The organism is Pantoea sp. GM_Pan_3, from assembly GCF_026541045.1.
Lineage (GTDB): Bacteria > Pseudomonadota > Gammaproteobacteria > Enterobacterales > Enterobacteriaceae > Pantoea > Pantoea anthophila.
In genome coordinates, this window is the sequence record NZ_JALNVA010000001.1 from 1,099,109 (window position 1) to 1,111,869 (window position 12,761).

Consider the following 12,761-nt stretch of genomic DNA (forward strand, 5'->3'; position numbering starts at 1 on the left):
TGACGTTTCTCAATGCCTGACGAATTGGCTATTCTTTGTTCAGGTTCAGATTGGACAGGTGGTGGAAAAGCTATGAGTTCATCTTACGCAGAAGCAGTGACTCCTGAAGATAATCATTGGTATCGCATCGTTCACGAACTGCTGGAAAAAGCGGACATCGAAATAAATGGCTCACGTCCATGGGATATCCGCATTCATCATCCCGGTTTTTTTAAGCGTGTTCTGCAGGAGGGATCGCTGGGGCTGGGCGAAAGCTATATGGAGGGATGGTGGGACTGCGACCGTCTGGATATGTTCTTCCACCAGGTGCTTAAACATAAACTGGATCAGCAACTTCCGCACCATTTCAAAGATACCCTGCGCATCGCCGCCGCCCGCTTAACCAACCTGCAGTCCCGCAAGCGGGCCTGGATCGTGGGCAAAGAGCACTACGATCTCGGCAACGATCTCTTTTCACTGATGCTTGACCCCTACATGCAGTACTCCTGTGGCTACTGGAAAGAGGCCACGACGCTGGCGTCGGCGCAGGAAGCCAAGCTGGATATGATTTGTCGTAAATTAGCGCTGGAACCCGGGATGTCGCTGCTGGATATCGGCTGCGGCTGGGGCGGACTGGCGGAATTTGCCGCACGTCATTATGGCGTCAGCGTGCATGGCGTGACCATCTCCGCCGAGCAGCAGAAGCTGGCGCAGCAGCGCTGTGAAGGGCTGGATGTGATGATTCTGCTGCAGGACTATCGCGATCTGAACGAGCAGTTTGACCGCGTGGTGTCGGTCGGTATGTTTGAGCATGTCGGGCCTAAAAACTACGCGACCTATTTCGACGTGGTCGATCGTAATCTTAAGCCTGACGGGATTTTCCTGCTTCACACCATCGGCGCGATTAAAACCGATATGCGCGTTGACCCGTGGATCGATAAGTATATTTTCCCCAACGGCTGCCTGCCTTCGGTGCGTCAGGTGGCCGATGCCAGCGAGCCCCATTTTATTCTGGAGGACTGGCACAACTTTGGCGCAGATTACGACAGGACGCTGATGGCATGGCATGAACGCTTTTTGCAGGCCTGGCCTCAGCTGGCTGAGAGTTATGGCGATCGCTTTAAGCGTATGTTTGCCTACTATCTCAACGCCTGTGCCGGTGCATTCCGCGCGCGCGACATTCAGCTGTGGCAGATCGTCTTCAGTCGTGGCGTAGAGGGGGGACTGCGCGTGGCGCGGTAGAGGAGCCGGTTGCGCCGCAAGGCCTGCCGAAGTCAGACCCGCGTTAACCGCAACGGAGAAGCTAAAGGCGCAGGGAACAGGGTCAGAAGAGGAAAGCGTCACGCGCCAGGGAGGGCGCGTGTCGAGCGTGTCAGGGATGACGGCTTTTGCGTCTTTCCGATCTGACCCTGTTTCCTGCGCAGGTGCAATCTCACAGCGAATCGGGTCAGCGGTTCAACAGGCGCTGTCGCGCCTGATATTAACTCTCTGCGGCAGGTTGCCCGGTCAGCGCACTCATGGCTGCCGCAGCATCACGCTGGGCGAGCACGCGCTCCACGGTCTCGACGATGGCCTGAGTGTGTGGATCGATCTCAATATTGACCCGCTGTCCAAAGGTCTTCGCCCCCAGCGTGGTGCGTTCCAGGGTTTCCGGGATCAGATAGACGCAGAACTTCGTTCTGGTCACATCCCCGACCGTCAGGCTGATGCCGTCGATACCGACGAACCCTTTATGCAGAATATATTTCATCTGCGCCGGGTCCTGGATTTTAAACCAGACTTCGCGGTTATGTTCTGACTGGATAATTTTGCAGATCTCAGCGGTGGTCATAATGTGGCCCGACATCAGATGCCCGCCGATTTCATCGCTGAATTTTGCTGCCCGCTCGATATTGACCACGTCGCCCTCACGCAGATCGCCGAGGTTCGTCACCCGCAGCGTCTCTTTGATCAGATCAAAGCTGACACGATCGCCGTCGATTGCCGTCACGGTTAAGCAGCAGCCGTTATGCGCGACGGATGCGCCCAGCGCCAGACCCGGCAGGAGTTCTTCCGGCAGCCGGACAGTATGGGTACGAAACAGCTCTTTCTCTTCGATGGACACGATCTCCGCCATGCCCTGCACAATTCCGGTAAACATATTCTTTGCCTCTGAAAATCCGACGTTTGTGCCAGTTTACCACAGCTCAGGCCCGCTGTTAGATTTCAGCCCCTGCCACGGCGTTGAGTCAGTGCAAACCGCATTGTGTGACAAAGATTGGCGAATGGGGTTACGCCAGTTACACTAACTCACGAAATTCCCCGGGCTTTTTGCCCCTTTTCTTTCCTATAACTCGTCAGGTGTTAACGTGCAGAAGTATTTAACAGAAGCGCGTCAATTGCTGGCCCTTGCGATTCCGGTCATCCTTGCTCAGGTGGCCCAGACCGCAATGGGATTTGTGGATACCATTATGGCCGGCGCCGTCAGCGCCACGGATATGGCCGCCGTTGCTGTCGGCACCTCTGTCTGGCTTCCGGCCATCCTGTTTGGTCATGGTCTTCTGCTTGCATTGACGCCCACCGTTGCGCAACTCAACGGTTCAGGTCGCCGCGAACGCATCGGTGAACAGATTCGCCAGGCATACTGGCTCGCCTTTTTTGTCTCCCTGCTGATTATGGTGCTGCTGTGGCACGCGGGTTACCTCATCCGCGCAATGCACGATATCGATCCCCGGCTGGCCCTGAAGGCAGAAGGCTATCTGCATGCCCTGCTGTTCGGCGCCCCTGGCTACCTCTTCTTCCAGGTGCTGCGCAACCAGTGTGAAGGATTGTCGAAAACCAAGCCGGGTATGGTGCTGGGCTTTCTCGGCCTGATGTTTAACATCCCGCTCAACTATATCTTTATTTATGGTCACTTCGGGATGCCGGCACTGGGCGGGGTGGGTTGTGGTGTGGCAACCGCTTCGGTCTACTGGGTAATGTTTATCTGCATGCGCTTCTGGGTGCGCCGGATGGGTTCGATGCGTGATATCCGCATGGAGAGCCGCTGGTCGCCGCCTTCGCGTGTCATTCTCACCCGCCTGATGGCGCTGGGATTGCCGGTGGCGCTGGCGCTCTTTTTTGAGGTCACCCTGTTTGCCGTGGTGGCGCTGCTGGTGTCGCCGCTGGGCATCGTCAATGTCGCCGGCCACCAGATCGCGCTCAATTTCAGTTCACTGATGTTCGTGTTACCGCTGTCGCTGGGTGTCGCGACCACTATCCGCGTCGGCTACCGCCTGGGTCAGGGCTCCACCGAGCAGGCCCGGGTCGCCGCGTGGACGGCGCAGGGTGTCGGCATCAGCATGGCGGCGCTGACCGCGATTTTTACCGTGACGTTCCGTCACCAGATCGCCCTGCTCTACAACGACAATCCTGAGGTGGTGACGCTGGCCGCACAGCTGATGCTGCTGGCGGCGATTTATCAGTTCTCCGATTCGATTCAGGTGATCGGCAGCGGCATTCTGCGCGGCTATAAAGATACGCGATCCATTTTCTTCATCACCTTTATTGCCTACTGGCTGCTCGGTCTGCCTGCCGGGTATCTGCTGGCACTGACCGACTGGCTGGTGCCGCGTATGGGACCTGCGGGCTTCTGGTGCGGTTTCATTATCGGCCTCACCTCGGCAGCGGTGATGATGATCTGGCGCATCAGACGCTTACAGCGTTCACCGGCGGCCATTATCCTCGCCCGCGCGGCGCGATAATCCACAAAAGCGGGCCATTTATGGCCCGCAGCGCCGAAAAAAACGACGGTTAGCACAGTTGCTGCGCAGTCACAGTGAAAAAACAATTTTCCCCTTGCCAGCCTCACACGCTGCCGTTAATATTCGTCCCCGCTGTCGCCCTGACAGCATGTTGCGCTCTTAGCTCAGTTGGTTAGAGCACCACCTTGACATGGTGGGGGTCGATGGTTCGAGTCCATTAGAGCGCACCAAGTGCGTCCGTAGCTCAGTTGGTTAGAGCACCACCTTGACATGGTGGGGGTCGGTGGTTCGAGTCCACTCGGACGCACCAATATTCAGTATGCGCTCTTAGCTCAGTTGGTTAGAGCACCACCTTGACATGGTGGGGGTCGATGGTTCGAGTCCATTAGAGCGCACCACTTTCAGAATTCCTTCAGCTTGCGCAACTCCCTTTATATTGATCTGCATCGCGTCCCTCTTCTGCTTTTTGATTGGTTTTCGCATACTTAGCGTCTATACTGTCCCCCGTTGTTTACTTGAAAGGTTTCAGCGATCACGTGCTTACTGCGATAACTCAAATGATTTGCGCAACAACAGCGTGGTGGTTACCAATCGTAGCCGCACAACTTCCCTGCACGCCTGGCCTTCGTCACCTATTCTTATTCAGTACTGCCCTTTTCAGTTTCAGTCTCAAATCAGAAATTTCACTTCGATGCGCTGCCATCGGATTCCGCCCTTATTCATCCATCACAACTTACAGATAATCCGTCATGAAAAAGACTAAAATCGTTTGTACTATCGGCCCGAAAACCGAATCCGAAGAGATGCTGACTCAGCTGCTTGAAGCTGGCATGAATGTTATGCGTCTGAACTTTTCTCACGGCGACTACGCTGAGCACGGCCAGCGCATTACCAATATGCGCGCCGTGATGCAGAAAACCGGTCGTCAGGCCGCTATCCTGCTGGACACCAAAGGCCCTGAAATCCGCACCATGAAACTGGAAGGCGGTAACGACGCGGCGCTGAAAGCGGGCCAGACCTTTACCTTCACCACCGATCAGAGCGTGATCGGCAACAGCGAGCGCGTTGCTGTCACCTACCCGGGCTTCACGGCTGACCTGAAGATCGGCAACACCGTGCTGGTCGATGATGGCCTGATTGGGATGGAAGTGACCGAAGTCACCGAAAACACCGTGGTCTGTAAGGTGCTGAACAACGGCGACCTGGGCGAGAACAAAGGCGTTAACCTGCCAGGCGTCTCAATCCAGCTGCCTGCGCTGGCTGAAAAAGACAAACGCGATCTGATTTTTGGCTGTGAGCAGGGTGTGGACTTTGTCGCGGCTTCGTTCATCCGTAAGCGTTCAGACGTGCTGGAGATTCGTGAGCACCTGAAACAGCACGGCGGTGAGCACATCCAGATTATCTCCAAAATCGAAAACCAGGAAGGCCTGAACAACTTCGACGAAATTCTCGAAGCGTCAGACGGCATCATGGTTGCGCGTGGCGACCTGGGTGTTGAGATCCCGGTTGAAGAAGTGATCTTCGCGCAGAAGATGATGATCAAGAAATGTAATAAAGCGCGCAAAGTGGTTATCACGGCGACCCAGATGCTCGACTCCATGATCAAAAACCCACGCCCTACCCGCGCAGAAGCCGGCGACGTGGCGAACGCCATCCTGGATGGCACCGATGCGGTCATGCTGTCAGGTGAGAGCGCCAAAGGTCGCTATCCGCTGGAGTCGGTCACCATCATGGCGACCATCTGTGAACGTACCGACCGCGTGATGAAATCGCGCATCGACAGCCAGAACGATACCCGTAAGCTGCGTATCACCGAAGCCGTCTGCCGCGGTGCGGTTGAGACCGCTGAGAAGCTGGAAGCGCCACTGATTGTGGTGGCGACCGAAGGCGGCAAATCGGCTAAAGCGGTGCGTAAATACTTCCCGAACGCCACCATCCTGGCTCTGACCACCAATCAGACCACTGCACGCCAGCTGATCCTGAGTAAGGGCATTGAGACACGCCTGGTCTCTGAGATCGCGTCGACCGATGATTTCTATCGTCTGGGTAAAGAAGCGGCGCTGGAAAGCGGCTACGCTCAGAAAGGGGATGTCGTAGTGCTGGTTTCCGGTGCATTAGTACCAAGCGGAACTACCAACACCGCGTCCGTACACGTCCTGTAAAACCTGCGTCAGCGGTTATTTAGAAGCGCCTTTAAGAGGCGCTTTTTTTATTTCCTCTTAAACCAAATACCAGAAAATTCCAATCGAATATAACTATTCAAATACTCTTAATATTAAGGTTAATCCGATTAAATCTCTCTGTTTTCGCTAAATTTTTTTATCATATTCTGGGATTCGCTGCTTCTTTGAGCGAACGATCAAATTTAAGCATCTTCTCATCAAAAATTTATTCTCAACTTAAAAAGCTTTGTGTAATACTTGTATTGCTACATGGAGATTAACTCAATCTAGAGGGTATAAATAATGAATCGTACTAAACTGGTACTGGGCGCGGTAGTTCTGGCTTCAACTCTGCTGGCTGGTTGCTCAAGCAACGCTAAAATCGACCAGCTGTCTTCAGACGTTCAGACTCTGAACGCGAAAGTTGACCAGCTGAGCAACGACGTGAACGCAGTGCGTTCAGACGTTCAGGCTGCTAAAGATGACGCAGCACGCGCTAACCAGCGTCTGGACAACCAGGCTCACTCTTACCGTAAGTAAGAGTTCTGGTTTAAAAATGGCGCCTTTATGGCGCCATTTTTTTTGCCCCTGCCAGGCTCTATCCGGCACCTTTCTGTCAGGGTTTAACGTCCTTTGCCTCCTTCCCTGCTGCCACACTCTCTGTCGGCACCGCGGCACTTTCCAGCCCTTCGGGCGGCACGGTATCACTCTCTACCGGTTCACCACTGCTGACCAGTACAGGCATGCCTGAGCGTCGTGCGATGCTGGCTTTAATCAGCGCCCGGTCACTCTTCTCACTTTTCATAAACTGCCTGAGTCCGTCGCTGAGCGCAATGGTCTGCGTCTGCGGATCATCTTTGTCACTGCGTGACAGCGGCTGGTGCACTTCAACGTAGCGTTTACCATCCGGCTCGATGGCGTACTTCACCGGCTGATTGATAATCTGCACCCGTGTCCCCTCTGGTACGGCGTTAAACAACGCTTCGATATCTTCGGAACGCAGACGGATGCAGCCGGAGCTGACGCGCATGCCGATGCCAAACTTCGCATTGGTGCCGTGGATCAGATACTGGCCCGTACCGCGCGCCAGACGCATGGCAAACTGCCCCATCGGATTATCCGGTCCCGCAGGCACCACGGCGGGCAGCGTGACACCCTCTTTCGCGTAGCGTTTGCGGATATTCGGGGTCGGCGTCCAGGTAGGATTGGGGATCTTCTGGCTGATACGGGTGACCATCACGGGAGTGGCTGCCCCTAACTGGCCAATGCCGATGGGATAGACGATGACTTTATTTTCGCCTTTGGGATAGTAGTAGAGACGCAGCTCGGCAAGATTCACCACAATGCCTTCGCGTGGCGTATCGGGCAGGATCATCTGTAGCGGTATCGTCAGTTGCGTGCCCGCCTTTGGCAGCCAGGGATCGGTGCCGGGATTCGCCTCCAGCATCCCCAGCAGACCGACCTGGTAGCGGGCCGCAATCGCTTCCAGCGGCTGTTTGTTATCGGGAACCTGAGTCAGGACGTTTTCGCCAATCAGGCGACTGTCAGGTGGCGGCAGCGGATATTCCGTGGCGAATGCGGGTGCAGAGAGCCCAAAACAGGTCAGCAGCAATGCACCGGCTAAACGTAAAGCTGGTTTCATGCAATTTTCTCGTCAGATAAAAAAACAGACGCCGGATGGCGTCTGTCGAGTGTAGCTTAGCTGAGGTTCTGAGCGGTATGGCGAATAGACCGAATCATCGCCTCCAGCCCCTGCGACCGGGTGGGCGTCAGGTGCTGCATCAGGGCCAGTTCGCCAAACCAGTGGCGGACATCCAGCGCCAGAATCTCGGCAGGCGGCAGGTTCTGATAGAGACTAATTACGATAGCAATCAGTCCTTTAACGATCGCGGCATCGCTGTCACCTTCGAAGGCGATGGTGCCATCGGCCTGCGGCGTCATTCTGATCCACACCTGGCTCTGGCATCCCGAGATGACGTTTTCCGGCTGGTGCAGGGTTTCGGAGGATTCCGGAAGTTTCGAACCCAGTTCAATGATGTACAGGTACTTCTCTTCCCAGTTGGCGCAACGGTTAAAGTTACGCACCAGTTTCTCTTTTTCAGGCAAATTCGCCATCAGTCACTCCGTTAAAACTGTTCAGCCGCCCAGCAGACGATGAATGCGCGTCAGACCCGCGGCCAGACGATCCACCTCTTCTTCACTGTTATAGAAGGTGAAGGAGGCGCGGCACATCGCAGGCACGTTGTAATGCTGCATCAGCGGCATGGCGCAGTGATGGCCGGTGCGGATGGCAATACCATACTGATCGAGGAAGCTGCCGACATCGTAAGCGTGGTGCTTGCCGAGATTGAAGGCGATAACACCGGCGCGCGACTGCGGGCCATAGATGCGGATGTCCGGGACGGTGCCCAGCTTATCCAGGGCATAGTTCATGAGCGCCGTTTCACGCGCGTGAATGGTATCAAGTCCCAGCGCCTGCACGTAGGCCAGTGCCGCACCAAAGCCGATAATGCCGCCAGTATTAGGGGTGCCGGCTTCAAAACGCCACGGCGCGCTGTTCCAGGTGGTGCCCGTCGGCAACATGACGCGGTCAATCATCGACCCGCCGCCCTCCCAGGGTGGCATCTGGTCCAGCAACGCTTTGCGTCCATAAAGGATACCCACGCCGTTCGGGCCGTAGAGTTTATGGCTGGAGAAAACATAGAAATCACAGCCGATATCCTGCACGTCAACTTTGTCATGCATTACCGCCTGCGCACCATCCACCAGGGTAACAACACCCGCGGCTTTGGCCTGCGCCACGATCGCTTTGACCGGGTTAACCGTGCCGAGCACGTTTGAAACATGCGTCACGGCCAGCAGGCGCGTGCGGCTGTCAATCAGCCCCGCCAGCTGCTCAAGCGCCAGCTCACCGTTGTCATTCAACGGCAGCACACGCACTTCGGCTCCGGTGCGCTCAGCCAGCATCTGCCATGGAACGATATTGGCGTGATGTTCCATCTCAGTAATGATCAGGTTATCGCCAGACCGGAGCTGACTGCTGCCCCAGCTGTTGGCCACCAGATTGATGCCTTCGGTGGTTCCTTTGACGAAAACAATCTCTTCCTGCGACGAAGCGTTCAGGAAACGGGCGGCCTGATCGCGCACGTTCTCCATATCACTGGTTGCCTGCTGGCTCAGCGTATGGATGCCGCGATGCACGGCCGCATAGCCGTGCTGGTAAAAATGACTCTCGGCATTGATCACCGAGAGGGGACGTTGTGCGCTGGCGGCGCTGTCAAGGTAGGCCAGCGGATGACCGTTGACCTCTCGCTTCAGGATAGGAAAATCAGCCCTGATGCGGTCGAGATCGAAGTTCATCATACGTCGCCTCCGGGAAAACGTTGCGCGATACGCTGCAGTACGGCCTGACGCATCACCGGATTTTCCAGTGTTTCGGTCAGTTCTGCCGCAAAAGCGTGGATAATCATGGTCTGCGCAGCATCCTGCTCAATACCGCGCGAACGCAGATAGAACATCTGCTCGTCATCGATACGGCCGATGGTGGCACCGTGGCTGCACTTAACGTCATCCGCATAGATTTCCAGCTGCGGCTTGGTATCGACCTCCGCCAGCTTGCCCAGCAACAGGTTGTTGTTGGTCATCTGCCCGTCTGTCTTCAGTGCATGCTGTGCCACTTTGATGTGACCGTTAAACACCGCACGGCCTTTGTCACGCACGATGGTTTTATGCATCTGACGGCTGACGCAGTGGCCTTTATTGTGCTCCAGGTAAGTACGGGTATCCGCGACTTCCTGTTTCACCGGCAACACCAGGCTGTTAATCGCCAGCGTACTGTTCTCGCCGTTCAGCTGCGTGCTGGTATTGTGGCGCGACAGACCGGCACCCAGCAGGAAGCTGGTACTGCTGACCTGCGCATCGTTACCCACCACCAGATCGTTGTGCGCAAAGTGATAGCTATTGCTGCTTTCAAACGCCAGTTTGGTGTGGGTCAGCTTTGCATTATCTCCAATCGCGCAGGTAAAGCGCGAACCGGTGAAATGGGCCTGATCGTTGAGTGAAACGTAGTGCTCAATCACTTCCGCTTCGGCGCTCTCTTCCAGCTGCAGGTGATGACGATAATGAACGGTGTTCATGCCCGTCTGCTGACCGCTGGTGATATGCAGCAGGTAGACCGGGCGCGCTGCAGATTTACCGCGTGCCAGACGCAGGGTAGTCACCTCTTCCGCCAGGCTTTCGGTCAGATGCAGAAAAACTTCCGGCTGAACGGCGGCGGGCAGCGGACGACGCTCGGCAGCCACGCTGTGCTGAATCTCAAACAGCCCGGTGTCGCGGCTGCTCAGCGCCGCCTGGAACTGACCGTCAACGAAGACCAGGCGGATGGCATCCAGCGGCAGCGCCAGCGCATCAACCTGTTCAGCGCTCAGAGTCTGAGGCGCGTCAGGCAACACAAACTGCTGTGACAGCAGCGTGTCCAGCGGGGTGTATTTCCAGTTTTCATGCTTGCGGGTTGGCAGGCCAACGCGCATCAGTTGCTGCCAGTGCTGCTGAGCCTGCAGAGAACGCACGTCGCCGCGCGACTCAAACAGGTGATGCCACTGTTGCAGCGCAGAATCACTCTTCGTCGGTAAGCCAGCCATAACCTTGCTCCTCCAGCTGTTTCACCAGCGAGAAGTCGCCAGATTTCACGATTTTGCCCTGATACAGAACATGAACGAAGTCTGGCTTGATGTAGTCCAGAATACGCTGGTAGTGGGTCACGATGATAAAGGCACGCTTTTCGTCACGCAGGCTGTTCACACCATTGGCAACGATTTTCAGCGCATCAATGTCCAGACCGGAGTCGGTTTCATCCAGGATGCAGAGCTCAGGCTCCAGCGCCGCCATCTGCAGGATGTCGTTACGCTTCTTCTCGCCGCCGGAGAAGCCAACGTTAACGGAACGGGTCAGCAGATCTTCCGGCATCTTCAGCAGCTGAATTTTCTCTTCGATGAAGTCCTGGAAATCAAAGCGATCCAGCTCTTCCTGCTGACGGTATTTGCGCACCGCGTTTACCGACGTCTGCAGGAAAAACTGATTGCTGACACCGGGGATCTCGACCGGATACTGGAACGCCATAAAGATACCTTCACCAGCGCGCTCTTCCGGTGCCAGCTCCAGCAAATCTTTACCGTTGAAGCTCACCGAACCGCCGGTCACTTCATAATCTTCGCGGCCTGCCAGCGTGGCTGACAGCGTACTTTTACCTGAGCCGTTCGGGCCCATGATGGCATGCACTTCGCCTGGTTTAATTTCGAGATTCAGGCCACGCAGAATGGCTTTATCTTCAACACTGACCTGCAAATCTTTAATGCTTAACATACTTATTCCTTCACGTTGCTTCCGGCAAGGCGTGTGACGGCATCAGCCCACACTGTGCTCAAGGCTGATGGCTAACAATTTCTGGGCTTCCACGGCAAATTCCAGTGGCAGCTCGGAGAATACGTCTTTACAGAAGCCGTTCACGATCATCGAGATGGCATCTTCTTCACTGATACCGCGTTGCAGACAGTAGAACATCTGATCTTCACCGATGCGTGATGTCGTGGCTTCGTGCTCCAGCTGAGCGGTGTTATTGCGGGTCTCCACATACGGGAAGGTATGGGCGCCGCAATCCGGGCCGATCAGCATCGAGTCACACTGCGTAAAGTTACGCGCGTTGGTGGCGGTTGGCATGATTTTCACCAGACCGCGATAGGTGTTCTGACTTTTACCGGCCGAAATCCCTTTAGAGATGATGGTCGATTTGGTGTTTTTACCAATGTGGATCATCTTGGTGCCGGTATCGGCCTGCTGACGACCGCTGGTCAGCGCCACGGAGTAGAACTCACCCACCGAGTAGTCCCCGCGCAGAATGCAGCTCGGGTATTTCCAGGTGATCGCAGAGCCGGTTTCCGACTGTGTCCAGGACATCTTGCTGTGGTCACCTTCACACAGCGCGCGCTTGGTCACGAAGTTGAGGATACCGCCCTCGCCTTCACCGCCAGGGAACCAGTTCTGAACCGTGGAGTATTTCACTTCGGCGTTTTTGTGGATGATCACTTCCACCACGGCCGCATGCAGCTGGTAGCTGTCACGCACCGGGGCTGAACAGCCTTCGATGTAGCTGACATAGCTGTCTTCGTCGGCAATCAGGATGGTGCGCTCGAACTGACCGGTTTTCGCGGCGTTGATGCGGAAATAGGTCGACAGCTCCATCGGGCAGCGCACCCCTTTCGGGATATAGACAAAGGTGCCATCTGAGGCGACCGCGGAGTTCAGCGCGGCAAAGAAGTTGTCATTCGCCGGCACGACGGTGCCCAGATACTGCTTCACCAGCTCAGGGTGTTCCTGAATCGCTTCGCCAAAAGAGCAGAAGATGATGCCCTGCTCCGCCAGCTTACCGCGATAGGTGGTCGCGACTGAAACGGAGTCAAAAATCGCGTCAACCGCCACTTCGCGGCCTTCGCGGACCGGCACACCCAGCTGATTAAAGGCGTTCTCCACTTCCTGCGTCAGATATTCACTGGCGGGCGCGCTGCCTGAGGCCTGAGTGGCACCCGGCTCCGACGCGCAGCTATCGTCACAGCTGCCGCATGAGGGCGCGGAGTAGTAGCTGTAATCCTGATAGTCGAGCTTCTCGTAGTGCGCTTTCAGCCAGTGAGGCTCTTCCATTTCAAGCCAGGCATGAAACGCTTTAAGACGAAACTCCAGCATCCACTCTGGCTCGTTACGCTTGGCCGAAATCGCGCGCACGACATCTTCGTTGATGCCGTTGGCAAATTCTTCGGTTTGCAGTTGGGTAAAGAAGCCCTCTTTGTAGTTGAGCTTGCCTTCCCAGATTTGTACATCGTCAGATGTTTCGCTGTGTCGTGACATA

The 12,761-nt window shown here is 55.7% G+C and carries 11 protein-coding genes and 3 tRNA genes; 7 read left to right on the forward strand and 7 right to left on the reverse strand.

The window, feature by feature from the left end; all coding sequences use genetic code 11:
* Positions 1 to 72 precede the first annotated feature (72 nt).
* Entirely contained in the window at positions 73 to 1,221 is a 1,149-nt protein-coding gene (gene cfa, locus OXR04_RS05230) for a cyclopropane fatty acyl phospholipid synthase (RefSeq protein WP_267369395.1), read from the forward strand.
* Positions 1,222 to 1,459: 238 nt separating this feature from the next.
* Here the strand turns inward: cfa and OXR04_RS05235 are convergent, their stop codons facing one another.
* Entirely contained in the window at positions 1,460 to 2,119 is a 660-nt protein-coding gene (locus OXR04_RS05235; RefSeq protein ID WP_009090489.1) for a riboflavin synthase, read from the reverse strand.
* Between the two features lie 208 nt (positions 2,120 to 2,327).
* Between OXR04_RS05235 and OXR04_RS05240 the strand changes: the two genes are divergently transcribed.
* From OXR04_RS05240 to OXR04_RS05265, 6 genes are all read left to right on the forward strand, one after another.
* A complete protein-coding gene (locus OXR04_RS05240) occupies positions 2,328 to 3,701 on the forward strand; it encodes an MATE family efflux transporter (RefSeq protein ID WP_140028477.1) in 1,374 nt (457 codons plus the stop codon).
* Positions 3,702 to 3,854: 153 nt separating this feature from the next.
* Positions 3,855 to 3,931: transfer RNA gene (locus OXR04_RS05245), tRNA-Val, on the forward strand.
* A 3-nt stretch (positions 3,932 to 3,934) separates the two neighbouring features.
* Positions 3,935 to 4,011: transfer RNA gene (locus OXR04_RS05250), tRNA-Val, on the forward strand.
* Between the two features lie 11 nt (positions 4,012 to 4,022).
* Positions 4,023 to 4,099 (forward strand) — tRNA-Val (locus tag OXR04_RS05255).
* A 351-nt stretch (positions 4,100 to 4,450) separates the two neighbouring features.
* Positions 4,451 to 5,863: a pyruvate kinase PykF gene (pykF, locus tag OXR04_RS05260; RefSeq protein WP_009090491.1), complete on the forward strand. Its 1,413-nt coding sequence runs from the start codon at positions 4,451 to 4,453 to the stop codon at positions 5,861 to 5,863.
* Between the two features lie 303 nt (positions 5,864 to 6,166).
* The gene (locus tag OXR04_RS05265; protein WP_009090492.1) at positions 6,167 to 6,403 is read left to right on the forward strand and encodes a major outer membrane lipoprotein; all 237 of its coding nucleotides are present in this window, start codon (positions 6,167 to 6,169) and stop codon (positions 6,401 to 6,403) included.
* 76 nt (positions 6,404 to 6,479) lie between these two features.
* Here the strand turns inward: OXR04_RS05265 and OXR04_RS05270 are convergent, their stop codons facing one another.
* From OXR04_RS05270 to sufB, 6 genes are read right to left on the reverse strand one after another with little or no spacing between them, the layout of a single operon-like run.
* Positions 6,480 to 7,505: a L,D-transpeptidase family protein gene (locus tag OXR04_RS05270; RefSeq protein WP_267369396.1), complete on the reverse strand. Its 1,026-nt coding sequence runs from the start codon at positions 7,503 to 7,505 to the stop codon at positions 6,480 to 6,482.
* 56 nt (positions 7,506 to 7,561) lie between these two features.
* Positions 7,562 to 7,978: a cysteine desulfuration protein SufE gene (sufE, locus tag OXR04_RS05275; RefSeq protein ID WP_009090494.1), complete on the reverse strand. Its 417-nt coding sequence runs from the start codon at positions 7,976 to 7,978 to the stop codon at positions 7,562 to 7,564.
* A 21-nt stretch (positions 7,979 to 7,999) separates the two neighbouring features.
* Positions 8,000 to 9,223, reverse strand: coding sequence for a cysteine desulfurase SufS (sufS, locus tag OXR04_RS05280; RefSeq protein WP_009090495.1), 1,224 nt, complete (start codon positions 9,221 to 9,223; stop codon positions 8,000 to 8,002).
* On the reverse strand, positions 9,223 to 10,503 hold the full coding sequence (gene sufD, locus OXR04_RS05285; protein WP_267369397.1) for a Fe-S cluster assembly protein SufD: 1,281 nt from the start codon (positions 10,501 to 10,503) through the stop codon (positions 9,223 to 9,225). Before sufD ends, sufS begins: the two co-directional genes overlap by 1 nt.
* Positions 10,478 to 11,224 (reverse strand): Fe-S cluster assembly ATPase SufC, encoded by a 747-nt coding sequence (sufC, locus tag OXR04_RS05290; protein WP_009090499.1) that lies wholly within the window; start codon positions 11,222 to 11,224, stop codon positions 10,478 to 10,480. The genes sufD and sufC overlap by 26 nt, the downstream gene beginning before the upstream one ends.
* A 42-nt stretch (positions 11,225 to 11,266) precedes the next feature.
* Positions 11,267 to 12,760: a Fe-S cluster assembly protein SufB gene (sufB, locus tag OXR04_RS05295; RefSeq protein ID WP_046101730.1), complete on the reverse strand. Its 1,494-nt coding sequence runs from the start codon at positions 12,758 to 12,760 to the stop codon at positions 11,267 to 11,269.
* Position 12,761: the final 1 nt, after the last annotated feature.

Excerpts from the sequence above, each read along its gene's own strand:
- sufC (WP_009090499.1), bottom strand. The coding sequence starts at position 11,224 with ATGTTAAGCATTAAAGATTTGCAGGTCAGTGTTGAAGATAAAGCCATT.
- pykF (WP_009090491.1), top strand. The coding sequence starts at position 4,451 with ATGAAAAAGACTAAAATCGTTTGTACTATCGGCCCGAAAACCGAATCC.
- OXR04_RS05270 (WP_267369396.1), bottom strand. The coding sequence starts at position 7,505 with ATGAAACCAGCTTTACGTTTAGCCGGTGCATTGCTGCTGACCTGTTTT.
- cfa (WP_267369395.1), top strand. The coding sequence starts at position 73 with ATGAGTTCATCTTACGCAGAAGCAGTGACTCCTGAAGATAATCATTGG.
- sufD (WP_267369397.1), bottom strand. The coding sequence starts at position 10,503 with ATGGCTGGCTTACCGACGAAGAGTGATTCTGCGCTGCAACAGTGGCAT.
- sufS (WP_009090495.1), bottom strand. The coding sequence starts at position 9,223 with ATGAACTTCGATCTCGACCGCATCAGGGCTGATTTTCCTATCCTGAAG.
- OXR04_RS05235 (WP_009090489.1), bottom strand. The coding sequence starts at position 2,119 with ATGTTTACCGGAATTGTGCAGGGCATGGCGGAGATCGTGTCCATCGAA.
- OXR04_RS05265 (WP_009090492.1), top strand. The coding sequence starts at position 6,167 with ATGAATCGTACTAAACTGGTACTGGGCGCGGTAGTTCTGGCTTCAACT.
- sufB (WP_046101730.1), bottom strand. The coding sequence starts at position 12,760 with ATGTCACGACACAGCGAAACATCTGACGATGTACAAATCTGGGAAGGC.
- sufE (WP_009090494.1), bottom strand. The coding sequence starts at position 7,978 with ATGGCGAATTTGCCTGAAAAAGAGAAACTGGTGCGTAACTTTAACCGT.